Consider the following 17,818-nt stretch of genomic DNA (forward strand, 5'->3'; position numbering starts at 1 on the left):
CAGGCTTTGTTGGAGAGGTTGTCACCGTGCTCGACCCAGACCCCTGTTCCCTACGTCGGGAAGAATCGCCCGGGACGGCAGGGGGCAAGGGCAGGGGATGCCGTGTCGTCGATAATCTCCTCGCTGGCCAGGCGGCCGACTATCGCCGCCAGCGTGACGCCAGGGTGCATCGCGCACACATACACGCCGCCGATATCGGGCAGATAGCCGACGATGGGCGTGCCATCGACCGGCATGGGCCTGAGGCCGACACAGGCCGATTCCAGTTCAATGGAAGTAACGCCGTGGAGTTGGTTCCGGATGGCCTGGGCGGTTCGTAGCGCTATCGCGGCTGGCTGGTTTTGCACCGCGTCGTCCAGGTAATCTTCCGCCGCCAGCAAGCTACCGTCCGTGCCTTGCCGCACTTCCATTTCCGGGCTGGAGATGATCGTGCGCACGAGGTCGGGGGGTGAGGCGTAGCGGATGAATAGGGCTGGGGAGGCCGCTATTGGAAGGGGCAGGTTCAGCCGCTCGGTCAGCGGGTTGATGCCCGTCCCGGCAGCCAGCACGACAATCTCGGCCTCGAGGCTGCCCCTTGTGGTTTCGACGCCCGTCACCCGTGCGCCTTGGGCAGTAAAGCCGAGCACCCGAGTCTGGGTGAGCAGCTGGGCGCCATGCGCCTGGGCACCGGCGATCAGGGCATGGGTGGCTTGCACGGCGTCCAGCGCACCTTCTTCGGCGGCGTACCAGGCTTGCTGCGGGGGATGCTTGAGGTTGGGCTCGAGGTCGAGGATCTGTGAGCGCGACACCCGGGTGGCCGAAGGCGGGTTACCTGAGGCTTGCGGCTCTTCACTTGGGCTTGCGCCGTAGGACAGGGCGCCGCTCCAGCGCACCTTCAGGCCAGGCAGCTCGGTTTCGAGCCGGCGGTACTCCTGGATCGCCGCACCGCGCAATGACGCGATGGGATCGGGCCCGCTGTGGGAGGTGTTGATCCAGGCGAATGAGCGTCCCGTCACTCCAGACGCGATGTCTTCAGCCTCCACCAGGATGACCTGTGCGCCTTTGCCCGCCAGGTGATACGCCAGGGACGCGCCCACTATGCCCGCGCCAATGACCACGACTCGCTTGTCTACCGCGTTGTCCATATCAACCTCCGTGTTGTCGACCTGGTGAGGGCAGGGCATCCGGATGAACTGATGCCTTGAGAACCGAACGGCCCGCTTCGCTACCTCCCTGTTATTTCCTGCGCACGGCTATTTCTTGCACTCCGCCAACACCACCTTGCAGGTGCCGGGCGTGCCGCCGGAGCGGCCGGCATAACGGATGCAGTTATTCAGGGATTTCTGGCGCGCCATGCTCAGGGTGGCGCCCCAGGCCAGGCCGCCCTCGCCGGAAGTGGGGAGCGCTTTGGCGTAACAGTTTGAGCCGATGCTGGCGGTCGAATAACGATACTTGGCGGCTTTGCTTGAACATCCCGCTATCAGCGCCAGGTTGATGGCGAGCAGGGAAAACAGGATCCATGACGAGTATGGGGGTACTGCTGTTCTGGTCATTCCGGTTCCCCTGTATCAAGACGGTAGCAACGTGTTTGCAGTGCTGCTGTATTCAGCTTAGAGGGTATCGCGCCTGGCCTTGGAGCCGTCTGGCGGAGTGGGTGCGTTTGGCCCTGCCTTGCGTCGGTTGCCATCGGTTTTCACCTGATTGCAGTCATGGTTCTTGCGGCCAATGATCCTGGATTTCGTACCATGAAGCCTTGAACGCCACCTGAATGTGTTTCTGTTTATCCGCAGTGAAGGGCGTGTCCAGGGTGCCCAGGGCGATCGAGATCCAGTCGGCGTGTTCGCCCCGGTCCCTGGACCAGAACAGCGACGAACCGCACTGGCCGCAAAACTGGCGCAGTACCGACTCGGAGGATCGATAGGACTGGAGGCTCTCGGCACCCTGGACGATGCACAGATCCTTGCGCAACACACTGCCGTAACTGGCGAACGCCGCCCCATGGCTTTTCCGGCACTGGCTGCAATGGCAATGGGAAAGCGCCTTGGGGCGGGACGCGAGCTGGTATTTGACGGCGCCGCACAGGCAGCTGCCCTGGAAGGTGTCAGGCATTTAAGGGCACCCCTTGAAACGAAAGGGCGCCCATTTAAGCAGTCGGTATCGGGGATGTCGAACGGCTGCCCGCGGTCAAGGGGCGACTGTTGGCATCGACTGAAATCGGCCCATAGCGGTCAAGCCTGCGCCTCACTTCCTGCCAATCGCCGCAATTCGCTTACATCGGCGAACCACTCATGGGATTGAAGATTATGGAACGCTTCATATGTTCCATATCCCCAGGTAACCGCGCCAAAGGCGATACCGGCAGCCGCTGCCGCTTCACCATCGGTAGGTTGGTCGCCGATGTAGATAACCTCCTCTCGCGCCACGCCGAATTTCCTCATGACACGGCGCAAGCGAGACGCCTTGCCGAATATGGAGACACCGCACTCGAAGGACCGGATATGCCGACAGCTGGAGCCCAAAACCTGTGTGACATTCTCTCGGGAATTGGACGACACCACCGCCAGAATCACTCCTCTCTCTTCAAGATGGATCAGGGTTTCGGCGATATCCTCAAAGAGCGGGATCGAACTTCGATGTTTCTTCATCAGGCCCATGAAGGTTCGCGCCACCAGAGGCAACTTCCAGCGGGGCATTCCTATGTGAGCCATGATCTCCCGGGCTCCCTGCTTGCGCAGGTGGTCCAGCTCTTGCGGGTGAATCCGCCGGAATGCGTGTTTGTCAGCGACTTGGTTGAACACCGCAACAAAGAACGCAAAGGAATCAGCGAGCGTGCCATCAAAGTCGAAAATGACAAGCCGGTATGACATGTAAAAGCTCCTTCCTGGAGTTGTGCTAGCCGAATACGGACGGCTACTTGTGCAGGGCGATTAATTCACCCGATTGACTGGAAGGACGCATTATTCCTGCTCCGGAATCTGTCCGGAAGAGGGCAGGGTGAGCATTGGTTGGAGGGTATGCTCCTGGCCGATTCCTGCCTGCCATGAAAAGCCGGTTTCGACCCTTTGTCGCCTGTCGGCAGCGCTCGCCTTTCAGGGGTGTCTACTGCTAGTGAGGCTCTGTAGGTACAGAGAGGAGAGCGCCATGAGCAATGAACAGGTGGCACCTGAAACCAAAGGCGTTGCAGTGCAGGTACTGGCAACCGTTGACCTGGGTCCCGAGATCGAGGGGATGGCCGGGCGCCAACTCAGAATGCGCCTGGTGACCATCGAGCCTGGAGGTGTATTCGGACCGATTCACAACCATAAAGACCGGCCAGGCGTCGTCTACATACTGGAAGGAATCATCACTGACCATCGCAATGGCATCGACACGGACTATGGCCCGGGGCTGGGCTGGCCCGAGGACCGGGACACCACGCACTGGCTCGAGAACAGAGGAACGATTCCGGCGCGGGAGATCTCGGTCGATATTGTCTGGCAGGAGTAAGCCCGGGCCGAACATCGAGAGGGGCGGGTTCGAGGCGCGGTTCACTCAAGGCTGGTGATGCCCCGCGCCCGCCGCCATTGGCGGCCCCAGTGGCAGGTGACGGTATCGCCGGCATACACCGGTTTCTTGAACTGGAAGGTCATGGCCGAGGCCCGCCAGCCGATCTGCCCACCGATTTCGGTGAGCCGGCTGGCGGTCGGCAGGCCTTGGGAAACCTTGGCCCTTAAGCGCCTGGCCGCGGCGAACTGCATCGAAATGCACCGGGTTGTAGTCGCGGGAAAGCATGGCGCGCCGGATTATCGGCTGCTCGTGATCACCCGCGGCCTGCCGGCCTTCCAGCCGCTTTACCATGACCGCCTGTCCAAACTGCCCAGTGTCCGGCGCCTGACCTCGACCCTGGTGATGGCGCGGGTGATTCAGGACCGTTCGCTGCCGCTGGGATTCGGGCTCCGCGGGATCCTGCATGGGCCGGGCAGGTTGTTTTTCCTGCTCGATAATCCTGGCTTAATCCGCCTACGCTGATATCGCGCCGAGCCGCGAGTTGCTGCCTGTCGATGCTCCGGCCCGAATTGTAAGAGTCGTTCTCCACCACTAGACTCCACTCCCATGAAACGCTACCTGCGGTTTTGTCTTGTCTTCCTGATCAGCCTGGCGCTTCCCCTCAGCGGGATGGCGGGCGTCCAGGCGCCGACCGAACCCTGCCCGATGAAGGCCATCGGCATGGCGATGATGGACGACATGGGCATGGACTGCTGCAACGACATGAAGAGCCCGACCGAGCACGGCAAACCCTGCAAGCCGGGCCAGGAATGCAAGACCGGCGGCATGCTGCAAGTCTCGATCGTCAAGCCTGCCGTGACCCTGAGCCACCCCGTTGTCCTGTCTTTCTCCAGCTATTTCCTGCCCGCGCAAAGCCCTTCCGGGGTGTGGCGACCGCCCCGGGCCTGATTCCTGTACCACACTGAGTCCCATCGCCTATTGAGGCGATGGCATATCTGCGCGCATGTCTGAAGAGCCGCGCAGGGATTCACCACAGGAATCGTCAACATGTGTACCAAGTGCTATTGCACCGGTCGGTCCGTCGTGGCCGGCTTGGCGGCAGGCGTGCTGGTCTGGCCGAGCCTCGCCGGCGCCTTGACCCTCGACGAGGCGTTGCGCCTGGCCGAGAACAACGCGCCGTCGCTGAGCGCCCAGGACGCGAAGATCCAGGCCGCCAGCAGCGCGGCCATCCCCGCCGGCGAACTGCCCGACCCCAAGCTGTTGCTGGGGGTACAGAACTACCCCATTGGCGGCCCGGATCGCTGGCGTCTCGACCAGGATTTCATGACCATGCAGATGGTCGGGATCCGCCAGGAAATGCCCAACGGCGACAAGCGCAAGGCCCGCGTCGAAGTCGCCGCCGGAGCGCTCGAGCGAGCCGCCGCCGAGCGTCGGGTAGAGTTGCTGAACGTGCGCCAGGCCACGGCCCTGGCCTGGATTGGCAGCTATTCGGTGGAACGCAAGGTGGCGCTGTTCCAGGACTTCCACGAGGAAAACCGCCTGCTGGACGCCACCGTCCGCGCGCAGATTGCCGGTGGCCGCGGGTTACCGGCGGATGCGGTGACACCCCGCCAGGAAGCCGCGCAACTGGCCGAGCGCGAGGACGAGCTGATCAGCCAGCGGGCCCAGGCCCGGGCCGCGCTCAAGCGCTGGATCGGCGCCGCCGCCAACGACCGGCCCGAGGGGCGCTTGCCCGAGTGGCCGGTGGACAGCGCCGGCTACGTGCACAAGCTGCAACACCACCCTGAACTGGCGGCGTTCGCGCCCATGACCCGCGAGGCAGAGGCCAGGGTGCATGAGGCCGAGGCCGACAAGCGCTCGGACTGGAGCTGGGAGCTGGATTACCAGCGCCGTGGTCGTGAGTTCGGCGACATGGTCAGTGTGCAATTCTCCTGGGACCTGCCGTTGTTTCCCGGCTCGCGCCAGAACCCCAGGATCGCCGCCCGGCAGGCCGAGTTGAGCCAGCTGGAGGCCGAGCGCGAAGCTCTGTCCCGGGAGCACGCCCAGCAGCTGGAGGCGCAGTTGGCCGACTACGAGCGCCTGGATCGTGCGGTGCGCCGCAACCAGCAAAGCCTGGTGCCGCTGGCCCGGGAAAAGGTCGACCTGAGCCTGGCCAGCTACCGCGCCGGCAAGGGCGACCTGGCGGCGGTGGTCGCCGCCCGCCGCGAGCTGATCGAGGCTCGCCTCAAGCAGATCGACGTCGAGGAGCAGCGCGCCCTGACCAATGCGCGCCTGTATTTCGCCTACGGGGAGGCCGCGCAATGAATTCGCCGATCTGGAAAGTCGCTTCGGCGGTCGGCGTCTCGCTGGCCCTGGGAGTGGCGGGCGGTTACTGGCTGGCCCAGCCGCGCACCGGCGAAGTGCCGGCGGTGACGGTCGGGCAGCAGGCATCGGCCGAACCCAAGGCGCTGTACTGGTACGACCCGATGTACCCGCAGCAGAAGTTCGACAAGCCGGGCAAGTCGCCCTTCATGGACATGCAACTGGTTCCGCGCTACGCCGAGGGCCAGGGAGCCCAGGGGGACAGCGCGGCGGTACGCATCGATCCAAGCCTGGCCCAGAACCTCGGCCTGCGCCTGGCCAGCGTCACGCGCGCAGTGTTGGCCAGCAGCGTCGAGGCCGTCGGGGTGCTGGCGTTCAACGAGCGCGAGGTGGCGGTCGTTCAGCCGCGCACCGCGGGTTTTGTCGAACGGGTGTATGCCCGCGCTCCCGGGGACCTGCTCAAGGCCAACGCGGCCCTGGCGGATATCCTGGTGCCGGAATGGGCGGCGGCCCAGGAGGAGTTCCTCGCCCTCAGGGCCAGTGGCGATGCCGGCCTGCTGGCGGCCGCCCGCCAGCGCCTGCGCCTCAGCGGGATGCCGACGGCCTTGATCGCCCAGGTCGAGCGCAGTGGCAAGGTCCAGCCGAACCTGACCCTGGCCAGCCCCATCGGCGGCGTGCTGCAAGAGTTGAATGTCCGCCAGGGCATGACCCTGGCCGCCGGCGAGACCCTGGCCCGGGTCAACGGCTTGGACAGCGTCTGGCTGGCCGTGGCGGTTCCGGAGTCGCAGGCCGGCTCGCTGGTCGCAGGGCAGGTAGCCGAGGCTCGTTTGCCGGCTTTTCCGGGGGAGGTGTTCGCGGGCAAGGTCGACGCGATCCTTCCCGAAGCCAATGCCGATAGCCGCACGCTGCGGGTGCGGGTCGAGTTGGCCAACCCGCAGGCCCGGCTGCGGCCGGGCATGAGTGCCCAGGTCAGCCTCCAGCGTTCGACCCGGCAAGCTCTGCTGTGGGTGCCCAGCGAGGCGGTGATTCGCACCGGCCGCCGGGCCCTGGTGATGCTCGCCGAAGACGCGGGGCGCTACCGCCCGGTGGAGGTGCAGCCAGGGCCGGACAACGCGGGCCAGACGGCGATCTTGAGCGGCCTGGAGGAGGGGCAGCAGGTGGTGGCTTCCGGGCAGTTTTTGCTGGACTCGGAAGCCAGCCTCAAGGGCATTGTCGCCGCTTCGCTGGCAGAGCCCGCAGCGGTCCTGCATGAAGCCGAAGGGCAGATCCTGGCCATCGACCACCAGGAAGTCACGCTGGCCCATGGTCCCTTCAAGACCCTGGGCATGCCGGCCATGACCATGACCTTTCCCCTCGCCAATCCCGGCCTGATGCAGGGCCTCAAGGTGGGCGACACCGTGCGGTTCGCAGTGAGCCAGAGCGATACCGGCCTGCGGGTCGAGCGTCTGGAGAAAGCGGGGAGCCAGCCATGATCGCGGCCGTGATTCGTTGGTCGGTGTCCAACCGTTTTCTGGTGTTGCTGGCGACCCTGTTCGTCAGCGCCTGGGGTGTCTGGTCGGTGCAGGGCACGCCGGTCGACGCGCTGCCGGACCTGTCGGATGTGCAGGTGATCATCCGCACGCCCTATGCGGGGCAGGCGCCGCAGATCGTCGAGAACCAGGTGACCTATCCGCTGGCCACCACCATGCTCTCGGTGCCCGGGGCCAAGACCGTGCGTGGCTATTCGTTCTTCGGCGACAGCTTTGTCTACGTGCTGTTCGAGGACGGCACCGACCTGTATTGGGCCCGCTCGCGGGTGCTGGAGTACCTGAGCCAGGTCCAGAGCCGCCTGCCGGCCAGCGCCAAGCCGGCGCTGGGGCCGGACGCCACCGGGGTCGGCTGGATTTTCCAGTACGCCCTGGTGGACCGCAGCGGTGGGCATGACCTGGCGCAATTGCGCGCCCTGCAGGACTGGTTCCTCAAGTTCGAGCTCAAGACCCTGCCGAACGTCGCGGAAGTCGCCACGGTGGGCGGCATGGTCAAGCAGTACCAGGTGCTGCTCGACCCGCTGAAGCTGGCCAGCCTGGGCATCACCCAGGCCGAGGTCGGCGCGGCGATCGGCAAGGCCAACCAGGAAACCGGTGGCGCAGTGCTGGAGATGGCGGAGACGGAGTTCATGGTGCGGGCTTCCGGCTACCTGAAGAACCTCGCTGACTTTCGCGCGATCCCGCTCAAGCTCGGGGCGGGCGGGGTGCCGGTGACCCTGGGCGAGGTCGCGACGGTCCAGCTCGGCCCGGAAATGCGCCGTGGCATCGGCGAGCTCGACGGCGAGGGCGAAGCGGTGGGCGGCGTGGTGATCCTGCGCAGCGGCAAGAACGCCCGGGAAACCATCGCCGCGGTGAAGACCCGCCTCGAAGAACTGAAGCACAGCCTGCCGGCGGGGGTGGAAATCGTCGTTACTTACGACCGCAGCCAGCTGATCGACCGCGCGGTGAGCAACCTCAGCCACAAGCTGCTGGAGGAGTTCATCGTCGTGGCGCTGGTGTGCGGGATCTTCCTCTGGCACCTGCGTTCCTCCCTGGTGGCGATCATCTCCTTGCCGATCGGGGTGTTGATCGCCTTTGTGGTGATGCGCCAGCAGGGGCTCAACGCCAACATCATGTCCCTGGGCGGCATCGCCATCGCGGTGGGGGCGATGGTCGATGCGGCGGTGGTGATGATCGAGAACGCCCACAAGAAACTCGAGGCCTGGCACCAGGCCCATCCCGGGCAACCGCTGCAAGGCGAACAGCGCTGGCAGGTGATCACCGCGGCGGCGACCGAGGTCGGGCCGGCGCTGTTCTTCTGCCTGTTGATCATCACCCTGTCGTTCATCCCGGTGTTTACCCTGGAGGCCCAGGAAGGGCGGCTGTTCGGTCCGCTGGCGTTCACCAAGACCTATGCCATGGCCGCGGCGGCGGGGCTGGCGGTGACCCTGGTGCCGGTGTTGATGGGCTACTGGATTCGCGGGCGGATTCCCAACGAGCAGCAGAACCCGCTGAACCGCTGGCTGATCCGCCTCTATGAACCAGCGCTGGACGCGGTATTGCGCCGGCCCCGGGCGACCTTGCTGCTGGCCTTGCTGGTGTTCCTCAGCGCGCTATGGCCGCTCTCGCGCCTGGGGGGCGAGTTCCTGCCGCCGCTGGACGAAGGCGACCTGCTGTACATGCCTTCGGCGCTGCCGGGGCTGTCGGCGCAGAAGGCCGCGCAACTGCTGCAACAGACCGACCGGCTGATCAAGCGCGTGCCTGAGGTCGAGCATGTGTTCGGCAAGGCCGGCCGTGCGGAAACCGCCACCGACCCGGCGCCCCTGGAGATGTTCGAAACCATCATCCGGTTCAAGCCCCATGAACAGTGGCGCCCGGGCATGACCGCGGAAAAACTGGTGGCCGAGCTGGACCGGGTGGTACGGGTCCCGGGGCTGACCAATATCTGGATTCCGCCGATCCGCAACCGCGTGGACATGCTCGCCACCGGCATCAAGAGCCCGATCGGGGTCAAGGTGGCCGGCAGCGACCTGCGGCAGATCGATGCCGTGACCCAGGCCGTCGAGCGGGTGGCCCGGGGCGTGCCCGGGGTCAGTTCGGCGCTGGCCGAGCGCCTGACGGGCGGGCGTTACATCGACGTGGATATCGACCGCCAGGCGGCCGCGCGCTACGGCCTGAACATCGCCGACGTGCAGTCGATCGTCAGCGGCGCCATCGGCGGTGAAAACATCGGCGAGACCGTCGAAGGGCTGGCCCGCTTCCCGATCAGCCTGCGTTACCCCCGGGACTGGCGGGACTCGCTGGGGGCCCTGGAGCAGTTGCCGATCTACACCCCGCTGGGCAGCCAGATCACCCTCGGCACGGTGGCCAGGGTCAGGGTCAGCGATGGCCCGCCGATGCTCAAGAGCGAAAACGCCCGGCCTTCGGGCTGGGTGTATGTCGATGTGCGGGGGCGGGATCTCGCCTCGGTGGTCGCCGACCTGCGCCGGGCGGTCAGCGAGCAGGTGCGCTTGCAGCCGGGCATGAGCCTGGGCTACTCCGGGCAGTTCGAGTTTCTCGAACGGGCCAATGCCCGGCTCACGTGGCTGGTGCCGGCCACCTTGCTGATCATCTTCGTGCTGCTGTACCTGACCTTCGCCCGCTTCGACGAGGCCTTGCTGATCATGGCCACGCTGCCGTTCGCCCTGACGGGCGGGGCGTGGTTTCTCTACTGGCTGGGGTTCAACCTGTCGGTGGCCACCGGCGTCGGTTTTATCGCCCTGGCCGGGGTGTCCGCCGAGTTCGGCGTGATCATGCTGCTGTACCTGAAGAACGCCTGGGCCGAACGCCAGGAGTCCGGCGAGGGCAGCGAGCGTGGGTTGCTCGCGGCGATTCGCGAAGGCGCGGTGCAGCGCGTGCGCCCCAAGGCCATGACCGTGGCGGTGATCATCGCCGGCCTGTTGCCGATCCTGCTGGACAGCGGCACCGGCAGCGAAGTGATGAGCCGCATCGCCGCGCCCATGGTCGGCGGCATGCTCACCGCGCCCCTGTTGTCCCTGTTCGTTATCCCGGCGGCCTATCGCCTGATGCGCCGCCGGCACCTTCCCGTTGCCTCCATCACTCAAGGAAAAAAACCATGAAACCGATGCGGATCGTTGTTGCTGGCACCCTGGCCGTGCTGTCCCTTGCCGCCCACGCAGAGGACATGCCCGGCATGAAAATGGACGACATGAACGGCATGCCGATGAAGCAGGAGGCCCGGCAGGTTCAGCAGGCCACCGCCGAGGGCACGATCAAGGCCATCGATACCACCAAGCAGCGGGTGACCATCGCCCACGGCGCCGTCCCCGCCGTGCAATGGCCGCCGATGACCATGGCCTTTGCCGCGACCGCGGAGCAGTTGCAAGGGCTGGCGATCGGCGACCGGGTGACCTTCGCATTCCGCCTGGAAGGTGGCGCGGCCACTATCGTTTCCATCGGCAAATAAAACCGCGAGGCCGGCATGCGCAGGCATGCCGGCCACGCGTTCATCATTCACAGCGGCGCCGTCGATTCGTTCCTCTCTCTACCATCCATTAGAGGGAACGCACGATGAACAACACCGAACTCAGCCACCTCATCCTCAGTGACCACTCGCGCATCGAGGCCGCCATCAGTACCGGCGCAGCCTGGGAAGTCTGGTTCCAGGTCGAGTTTCTGATGCTGCTGCGCGCAGCGCACCTGGGGGTCGCTCGCGAAGTGCCTTACCCACCGCCGAACCAGGCCTTGCACCTCGACGTGCTGGCCCGGCATAACGTCGAGAGTTATGCCATCGAAGTAAAAGTCGAAAGCGCTACCAATGCCGGCAACAAGCTGTTGGCGGAAACCCGCAAGGACATCGAGAAGATTGCCAAATACACCGGGCCGGTCGATGCCCGCTGGGTGGTTTCCCTGGCCTACAGCGACGTGGCCAAACACTCATTGCGCGGGTTCACCGCGCAGAACAACGGCCATGCCATCTACCATGAGTCCGGCGCGATCGGTTGCATGATCGTCACGGTTTGACCGCTCGCCGGCGACAGGAGGACCCAGGGTCCTGCTGTCGCCGGTTGTGTTTTTCCAGGGCATGCCCTGACGCCGAGGACGGTCAGGCCCGCCTCAAAGTCGATCCGCATCGATCACCGCCTGGGCGAACGCTTGCGGGTCTTCCTGCGGCAGGTTGTGGCCGATGCCGCCGCTGATCAGGCGGAACTGGTATTTGCCGGTGAAGCGCTTGGCGTAGTCTGCGGGGTCCGGGTGCGGCGCGCCGTTGGCATCGCCTTCCAGGGTGATGGTCGGCACGCCGATGGCCGGGGCCGTGGCCAGTTTCTGCTCCAGGGCGGCGTAGCGGCTTTCGCCTTGAACCAGGCCCAGGCGCCAGCGGTAGTTGAACACCGTGATGTCGACATGGTCGGGGTTGTCCAGGGCCTTGGCGCTGCGCTCGAAGGTGGCGTCGTCGAACTTCCATTGCGGCGAGGCCAGTTGCCAGATCAGCCTGGCGAAGTCGTGGGTATTTTTCTCGTAGCCGGCGCGACCGCGATCGGTGGCGAAATAGAACTGGTACCACCACTGCAATTCCGCCTTGGGCGGCAGCGGGTTCTGGCCGGCCACCTGGTTGCCGATCAGGTAGCCGCTGACCGACACCAGCGCCTTGACCCGCTCCGGCCACAGCGCCGAGACGATGTCCGCCGAACGCGCGCCCCAGTCATAACCGCCAAGCACCGCTTGCTTGATCTTCAGTGCATCCATGAAATCGATGACGTCGCTGGCCAGCGCGGCCGGCTGGCCATTGCGCAGGGTGTTCGCCGACAGGAAACGGGTATCGCCGTAGCCGCGGGCATAGGGCATCAGCACTCGGTAACCCTGGGCGGCCAGTAAGGGCGCGACCTCATCAAAGCTGTGAATGTCGTACGGCCAGCCGTGCAGCAGAATCACCACCGGGCCATCGGCGGGGCCGGTTTCGGCATACGCCACGTCCAGCAGCCCGGCGTTGACATGCTTCAGCGGGCCGAACGGCGAGGGGGCCGCATAAGTGCTGCCGGCGCTGCTCGCCTCTGACGGCGCAGTAGCGGGCGTTTGCGCCTGGGCCACGCCGAGGGCGCCGAACAGGGCGAGGGCGAGAATCGACGAACCGAGTTTGCCGGTGGTGGGGGTGCACAGTGTCATCTTCATGCGGGTCTCTCCATTGATTGCAAGCCGTGGGGCGGGGGACCTGGCCGGTCCCCTTCAACCTGGGTTGCATTTGACGGCCGCGACGTATCTGGCCTGTGTCCGAATCCCGGGCCGGATGCAAGCTTATGTAGCGGGAGGTCATGCAGATACATGGCGATACACAGAGGGTGGGCAGCAGGACTGCGAGGCCCCATGGCTCGATTGCAGGAGCGAGCTTGCTCGCGAAAAACGTCAACGATAACGCGTACTACCTGGTTGAACGCGCTGTGCTGGAGTTCTTCGCGAGCAAGCTTGCGCCTACATGTCCCGGCCTGCTTTTGGCGCCGAGACGCGAGCGGCGGGACGGGGCGGGCCAGGGGCCTGGTCGCATAAATTTGAAATGCACGGCATTGCCCGACAGAATCGCGCCCCGATCCGGCCAAAGGCGCCGGATATTCGTGGTGAAAAGGGGCGGCAGTTGAACCAACAGACATTGTCCATGCGCCTGGAGCGCGTGGCGGCGCATGTGCCGGCGGGTGCGCGCCTGGCCGATATCGGCTCGGATCACGGTTACCTGCCGGTGGCATTGCTGCGCCGTGGCCTTATCGCCGCGGCGGTGGCCGGCGAGGTGGCGTTGACGCCGTTCCACGCGGCCCAGCGCACTGTGCGCGAAAACACCCTGGCCCCGGCCATCAGCGTGCGCCTGGCCAATGGCCTGGCGGCGATCGAGCCGGAAGACGGGATCACGGCGATCAGCATTTGCGGCATGGGCGGCGAGACGATCCGCGACATCCTCGACAGCGGCAAGGCGCGGCTCAAGGGTGAGGAACGCCTGATCCTGCAACCCAACGGCGGCGAGCAACCCCTGCGCCAATGGCTGATGGACCATGGCTACCGCATCCTCTCTGAGGAAGTGCTGCGGGAAAACCGCTTCGACTACGAAATCATCGTCGCCGAGCGCACCGGGCCGGTGAGCTACACCGCCGAGGAACTGTACTTCGGCCCGTTGCAGCTGCAGGCCCGCAGCCCGGCGTTCCTGGCCAAGTGGCAGCGCATGCTGCGCCTGAAACAGAAGACCCTGGCCCACTTCGCCCGGGCACGGCAGGCCGTGCCCGAGGAGAAAGTCCAGGACATCGCCCGGCAGGCCCGCTGGATCAGCGAGTTGCTGGCTTGAGCGCGGTCCAGGGTTGGAGTGAGTCGAGGGGCCTTTGAGTCAACCTGAAATTCGAAGAGACAGCGGATGCTTGAAACTGGAAGTTCAGTTGCAAGAGTTGTTCAGTTGCTGAAGCTCAAGTTGCCTGGCAGCACTGGCTTCGAGGTTTGCACGCTCTTCACCCAGATAGCGATAAATGCTTTGGAGGTTGGCAATTTTCTGTTTGATTTCTGCCATCTTCTTTTCAATCAGCTTGGCGCCGTCAGCACAATCGATCAGTTGGTTGCGCTGCGCATCCAGAATCTCGCCTATTTCCCCCAGGGAAAACCCCATGCTTTGCGCGCGCTGGATAAAGTCCAGATCCTGCAGAGTTTGCTCTGTGTAAACGCGATAGTTGTTAGTTTGCCGCAGCGGTGAGATCAGGCCGATTTGCTCGTAGTAACGCAGCGTATGGCGGCTGGCGCCGCTGCGGGCCTCGAGTTCGCCGATTTTCATGAAAACACCGCTTGACTATAGAGTTGGGTCGATAGTTTACGCTTGATTTCTCACCTTAAACAAGGAACAGGGAAATGAGCGTGGAGTGCTTTGTCACGGGGGGTACCGGCTTCATCGGTCAACATCTGGTGGCGTACCTGAGTGCAAAAGGTCACACCATTCGGGTGTTGATGCGTCGCCCGGAGCGACTCGCTGCACTGCGGGAGCAAGTCGACAATTTGGGCGGGTGCGCAACCCGGGTATTTGCCGTAGCTGGCGATCTGGAGCGGGACAACCTCGGGCTGAGTCTTGCTGACCGGGAAGTGCTAAGGCACGCCAGAGTTGTATTCCACCTGGGCGCCCACTTCGCATGGGGGCTTTCAGTGGAGCATTCTCGTGCGGTGAATGTGGAAGGGGCAAAGCGCGTGGCGCTGTTGGCGGCTGAGCAAAAAAGCCGGTTAGTGATGATCGGCGGCTACATGCTGAAAAATCATGAACATCTGCAACGCATCGGAATTGATCCGCGTCATCCGGAGCTGACGAACTGGCCTGCCGTCTACCGACAGGTCGGAGGCTACGAGGGGAGCAAGCTGGAGGCGCATTTTGCGACCCTGGAGGTCATGTCCGCCAAGGGCGGGGAGATTACCGTTGTCCACCCCGCGACGGTCTGTGGCCACAGCCGCACGGGGCATATCCCTGACGGTCAGCCGCTGGTGGAGCTGATCCGCAACCTTGTGCAGGGCAAGCTGGCTGCAGTGCCCGGTACCGCCGAGCACTGGCTGCCACTGGTCACCGTGGATTACCTGGTCGAGCTGGTGGCGGTTTGTGCTTTTGATCCTGCCATGGCGGGCCAGGAACTGCTGGCGCTTGATGACCAGACTCCCAACTTGCGAGAACTCCTGGTACAGGTGGCACAACCTTTGGGCTTAAAGTCCCCCAAGCATTACATTCCGCTCCGCTTGCTGAAGTGGCTACTGAGTATTCCCCCCGTCGCGCGGTTTTTGAATACAAAACCCGAGGCCTTGGACTTTATCCAGACCACTCGTTTTGATACAGCGGCGGTCGAGCAATTTGCCAACAGGCATGGAATAGCCAAACCGGATATACGCCAGTCCTTGCAGCACACGGCAAGGTTCGTCAACTCATATTGCCTAGCCAAGGCCAGGCCCTTTGATTTTTCCCTTGGGGGCGACAAAGTCGTTAGTCCCGATTAAATGGACTTTCCTGAGGTAAGTGTTGGTGGGATCTTCCTATCCTCAAACTTTGCGCCGTCGATGTAGGGCGGCATTCTATCGAACGACCATTCAGCGACAGGGATCGTCCTCAATGCAATCTGCTTTCAGCAAAGGCGTCATATTTGCACTCTCCGCTGCGGCACTGAACGCAACGATCGGTGTACTCAGCAAAGTAGTCATGAATGATGGTTTCACCGCCAGCAGTGTCGCTGTCATCAAGACCCTGCTGGGTTGCGTGCTTCTTTCGATCCTACTGTTTTTCCTCAAGCGCCCGGCGGCGTCGACCACATGGACTCAGGCGGCTATCTGCGCATTCCTTGGCATCTTTGTGCTGTTCTATTTCGAAACGTCTGCCTATCAACACTACGCTGCGGCAGGTGTGGTGGTGGTGCTGATGGCCAGTGCCTCGATTTCCTCGATCATTCTGGGGCGCATTTTCCTCAAGGATGCCATCACCGCGAACGCTACCGTTGGCGCCGCACTGGCTATCGCCGGGATCTCGGTGATCTTCGGCGGCGACCTGCAGCAGGGCTTTACCCTGCAAGGTGCTGCGCTCGCCTCCGTGGCCGGCTGCGGCTATGGGGCCTTTTCGGTTGCCATGAAGCGTATGGGGGTATCGGGAGGGCTGCACTTCACCCGACAATTGTTGTTCTTTGGCAGCCTGTACCTGCTGATGCCGGCGGCGGCCGACGGTTTCGCGATGGGCGAGCTGTCGCCGCTGGCGATCGCCGCGCTGCTGGCGTTGGCTACGCTGCCGACAATCCTGGGCTTCTTCTGCACCACCAAGGCCATCGAGTATCTCAAGCCATCCCAAGTGCAGGCGCTGGAGCTGACCGAGCCGCTGTTCGCCGCGCTGCTGGCGTTTGTGGCGCTCAATGAAGTACCGCGCGAAAGCCTGTACGCGGGCGCGGCACTGATCATCGTCGGCCTGTGCTTCTCCAATGAACTCATCCGCGTGGGCAGCAAAACATCCGTCCCTTCGACCGAGTGAGCCATTTTCGGAGTCTGATTACTTTGGCAATCAGTGGTTTTTAGATGTTTTGAGTGACTGACCGCTGCTGGCCGATTCTGTTGAAAAAGTCGGTTTGCTCAAAACGCTCGAATATTGATGGGTGAAAGCACCTCTTTTGCACGCTGCTACGTGAAATCCGAGTCCGGAAGCCTCTGCCCAAAGTAAAGATTTCAATCTCGGACGCGTACTTTTTTTGATGCGCAAACCATGGCCGACTTTTTCAACAGAATCGGCCAGAAGCGGACATTCGCAAGCGGGCACTATCGGACAGCAGCGGACAGTGGACAGACTGATGGCGAAACAGTAGCGTCAGGCTTTTATTTAGGAAATTAAAACTATGTCATCGCCGCCGCACCTCTACAAGTACGAGCGCTTTACCGCTCAGTCGCTTCAGAACCTTAAGGACCAATTAATCTATTTCGGTTCCCCGCTCGCTTTCAATGATCCTTACGACTGCGCCCTTTCACCGCGTATCAAGGAGCCAACTGACGACGATGTTGAAAAACTGCGAAGCCATTACTTAGCGAAGCCCAAAATCGAAAATGGGATCCGGCGAGAGTTCGAGAAGGCATCTCCTACAGTGCTTCGGGATATGCTTCTTCGCATAGGACAAAAAACTGTAGATGACATGATCAAAAAGTTTCTGTCACAACGTGGAGTCAGCTGCTTTTCAGAGAAGAAGGACAACTTGTTGATGTGGTCTCACTACGGGGATCATTGCAAAGGTTTCTGCTTGGAATTTTCAACCTTGGCCGATCCATTTCACAAGATTAAGAAGGTCCGCTACACACAAGACATGCCCATTCTCGACATCGTTCCGATCCTGTGCGGTGAAGACTCCGACCCTGTCTCCGATCTCTATTGTACCAAAGCGATTGATTGGGCTTATGAGCACGAGTGGCGTGCTATTCATAGCCAAGCCGGCACGGCGTATCGGTATCCTTCCGAAGCACTCACCGGCATCTACTTCGGCCCCGACATGCCCCTAACTGCGATTGAGATCATCGCGTTAGTTCTCGCAGGGCAAAATGAACACGTCCAGCTCTGGCAAGGTTCTCGTAGCAAGTCTAACTTCTCAGTTGAATTTCAGCCCGTAGAATACATGTCACATCTGGAAGCAAAGCGACTAGGACTGCTGGGGACGGCAGGTACTTAATCGGCCACTCAAATTGCCCCCTCGAATCATGATATTTGCTGCCCGTCCAGCATAGCAGGCTTCTTTCGGCCATGAGCGGTCGCTCGCTAGCAGTCATCACCGGTGAGTCATGACAGTGGAATAAAATTCCTCCATCTCAACGCCAAATTTTCTCGCATGGCATATCACATAATCGAGCACCTGCGACAGAATCTCGTGTCATCGCAAGACTATTACCTTAGGCCCGAATGTCTCTTTGCGTTAGTCAGAACTTCACTACAGCGCGGTCCTTCTTTGTTGCATAATCTTTAAGCTGAGAGACGCGCCTTAGCTCGCACAAGTTAGCGCGTAAACATTTTCTTCACATACATCTCGCTATGGATTGCTTTT

17 protein-coding genes and 2 pseudogenes are annotated in these 17,818 nt (G+C 62.7%); 12 read left to right on the forward strand and 7 right to left on the reverse strand.

The features are described 5' to 3' along the window. Positions 1-50: 50 nt before the first annotated feature. The 4 genes from IF690_RS13120 to IF690_RS13135 all read right to left on the reverse strand — a co-directional run bounded on the left by IF690_RS13120 (position 51) and on the right by IF690_RS13135 (position 2,846). Positions 51-1,124: an NAD(P)/FAD-dependent oxidoreductase gene (locus IF690_RS13120; protein WP_202700402.1), complete on the reverse strand. Its 1,074-nt coding sequence runs from the start codon at positions 1,122-1,124 to the stop codon at positions 51-53. A 108-nt stretch (positions 1,125-1,232) separates the two neighbouring features. Next, positions 1,233-1,532, reverse strand: coding sequence for a DUF4189 domain-containing protein (locus IF690_RS13125; RefSeq protein WP_202700403.1), 300 nt, complete (start codon positions 1,530-1,532; stop codon positions 1,233-1,235). Between the two features lie 154 nt (positions 1,533-1,686). Further along, the gene (locus tag IF690_RS13130; protein ID WP_202700404.1) at positions 1,687-2,088 is read right to left on the reverse strand and encodes a GFA family protein; all 402 of its coding nucleotides are present in this window, start codon (positions 2,086-2,088) and stop codon (positions 1,687-1,689) included. Between the two features lie 119 nt (positions 2,089-2,207). Beyond that, on the reverse strand, positions 2,208-2,846 hold the full coding sequence (locus IF690_RS13135) for an HAD hydrolase-like protein (protein ID WP_202700405.1): 639 nt from the start codon (positions 2,844-2,846) through the stop codon (positions 2,208-2,210). A gap of 274 nt (positions 2,847-3,120) precedes the next feature. Here IF690_RS13135 and IF690_RS13140 point away from each other — a divergent pair, with 274 nt between their 5' ends. Next, entirely contained in the window at positions 3,121-3,465 is a 345-nt protein-coding gene (locus tag IF690_RS13140) for a cupin domain-containing protein (RefSeq protein ID WP_202700406.1), read from the forward strand. An 86-nt stretch (positions 3,466-3,551) separates the two neighbouring features. Here the strand turns inward: IF690_RS13140 and IF690_RS13145 are convergent. Next, positions 3,552-3,765 (reverse strand): annotated as a pseudogene (locus IF690_RS13145) (MaoC/PaaZ C-terminal domain-containing protein); the annotation flags it as partial. Between IF690_RS13145 and IF690_RS13150 the strand changes: the two are divergent. From IF690_RS13150 to IF690_RS13180, 7 genes and pseudogenes are all read left to right on the forward strand, one after another. After that, positions 3,751-3,903 (forward strand): annotated as a pseudogene (locus IF690_RS13150) (Lrp/AsnC ligand binding domain-containing protein); the annotation flags it as partial. The pseudogenes IF690_RS13145 and IF690_RS13150 overlap by 15 nt on opposite strands. A 168-nt stretch (positions 3,904-4,071) precedes the next feature. Beyond that, a complete protein-coding gene (locus IF690_RS13155) occupies positions 4,072-4,413 on the forward strand; it encodes a hypothetical protein (protein WP_202700407.1) in 342 nt (113 codons plus the stop codon). A gap of 99 nt (positions 4,414-4,512) precedes the next feature. Next, positions 4,513-5,769: a TolC family protein gene (locus IF690_RS13160; RefSeq protein ID WP_202700408.1), complete on the forward strand. Its 1,257-nt coding sequence runs from the start codon at positions 4,513-4,515 to the stop codon at positions 5,767-5,769. Continuing rightward, entirely contained in the window at positions 5,766-7,238 is a 1,473-nt protein-coding gene (locus IF690_RS13165) for an efflux RND transporter periplasmic adaptor subunit (protein ID WP_202700409.1), read from the forward strand. The genes IF690_RS13160 and IF690_RS13165 overlap by 4 nt, the downstream gene beginning before the upstream one ends. Continuing rightward, a complete protein-coding gene (locus IF690_RS13170) occupies positions 7,235-10,390 on the forward strand; it encodes an efflux RND transporter permease subunit (RefSeq protein ID WP_202700410.1) in 3,156 nt (1,051 codons plus the stop codon). The genes IF690_RS13165 and IF690_RS13170 overlap by 4 nt, the downstream gene beginning before the upstream one ends. Continuing rightward, positions 10,387-10,737 carry a copper-binding protein gene (locus tag IF690_RS13175; RefSeq protein ID WP_202700411.1) on the forward strand — a complete coding sequence of 117 codons (351 nt, stop codon included), beginning with the start codon at positions 10,387-10,389 and terminating at the stop codon, positions 10,735-10,737. Before IF690_RS13170 ends, IF690_RS13175 begins: the two co-directional genes overlap by 4 nt. 104 nt (positions 10,738-10,841) lie before the next feature. Then, positions 10,842-11,294 (forward strand): hypothetical protein, encoded by a 453-nt coding sequence (locus IF690_RS13180; RefSeq protein ID WP_023969055.1) that lies wholly within the window; start codon positions 10,842-10,844, stop codon positions 11,292-11,294. A gap of 93 nt (positions 11,295-11,387) precedes the next feature. Here the strand turns inward: IF690_RS13180 and IF690_RS13185 are convergent, their stop codons facing one another. Continuing rightward, positions 11,388-12,440: an alpha/beta fold hydrolase gene (locus tag IF690_RS13185; RefSeq protein ID WP_202700412.1), complete on the reverse strand. Its 1,053-nt coding sequence runs from the start codon at positions 12,438-12,440 to the stop codon at positions 11,388-11,390. 457 nt (positions 12,441-12,897) lie between these two features. Between IF690_RS13185 and IF690_RS13190 the strand changes: the two genes are divergently transcribed. Further along, entirely contained in the window at positions 12,898-13,593 is a 696-nt protein-coding gene (locus tag IF690_RS13190) for a tRNA (adenine(22)-N(1))-methyltransferase (RefSeq protein WP_286673841.1), read from the forward strand. An 84-nt stretch (positions 13,594-13,677) separates the two neighbouring features. On the opposite strand, the gene IF690_RS13195 is transcribed toward IF690_RS13190, so the two are convergent. After that, complete coding sequence (locus IF690_RS13195; RefSeq protein ID WP_202700414.1) at positions 13,678-14,067, reverse strand: MerR family transcriptional regulator; 390 nt, start codon at positions 14,065-14,067, stop codon at positions 13,678-13,680. A 74-nt stretch (positions 14,068-14,141) separates the two neighbouring features. Between IF690_RS13195 and IF690_RS13200 the strand changes: the two genes are divergently transcribed. From IF690_RS13200 to IF690_RS13210, 3 genes are all read left to right on the forward strand, one after another. Next, positions 14,142-15,260, forward strand: coding sequence for an SDR family oxidoreductase (locus tag IF690_RS13200; RefSeq protein ID WP_202700415.1), 1,119 nt, complete (start codon positions 14,142-14,144; stop codon positions 15,258-15,260). 112 nt (positions 15,261-15,372) lie between these two features. Continuing rightward, positions 15,373-16,272, forward strand: coding sequence for a DMT family transporter (locus IF690_RS13205; RefSeq protein WP_202700416.1), 900 nt, complete (start codon positions 15,373-15,375; stop codon positions 16,270-16,272). A gap of 358 nt (positions 16,273-16,630) precedes the next feature. Next, positions 16,631-17,449: a DUF2971 domain-containing protein gene (locus IF690_RS13210; protein ID WP_202700417.1), complete on the forward strand. Its 819-nt coding sequence runs from the start codon at positions 16,631-16,633 to the stop codon at positions 17,447-17,449. Positions 17,450-17,818: the final 369 nt, after the last annotated feature.

Source organism: Pseudomonas sp. SK3(2021), assembly GCF_016772375.1.
Taxonomy (GTDB): domain Bacteria; phylum Pseudomonadota; class Gammaproteobacteria; order Pseudomonadales; family Pseudomonadaceae; genus Aquipseudomonas; species Aquipseudomonas chlororaphis_I.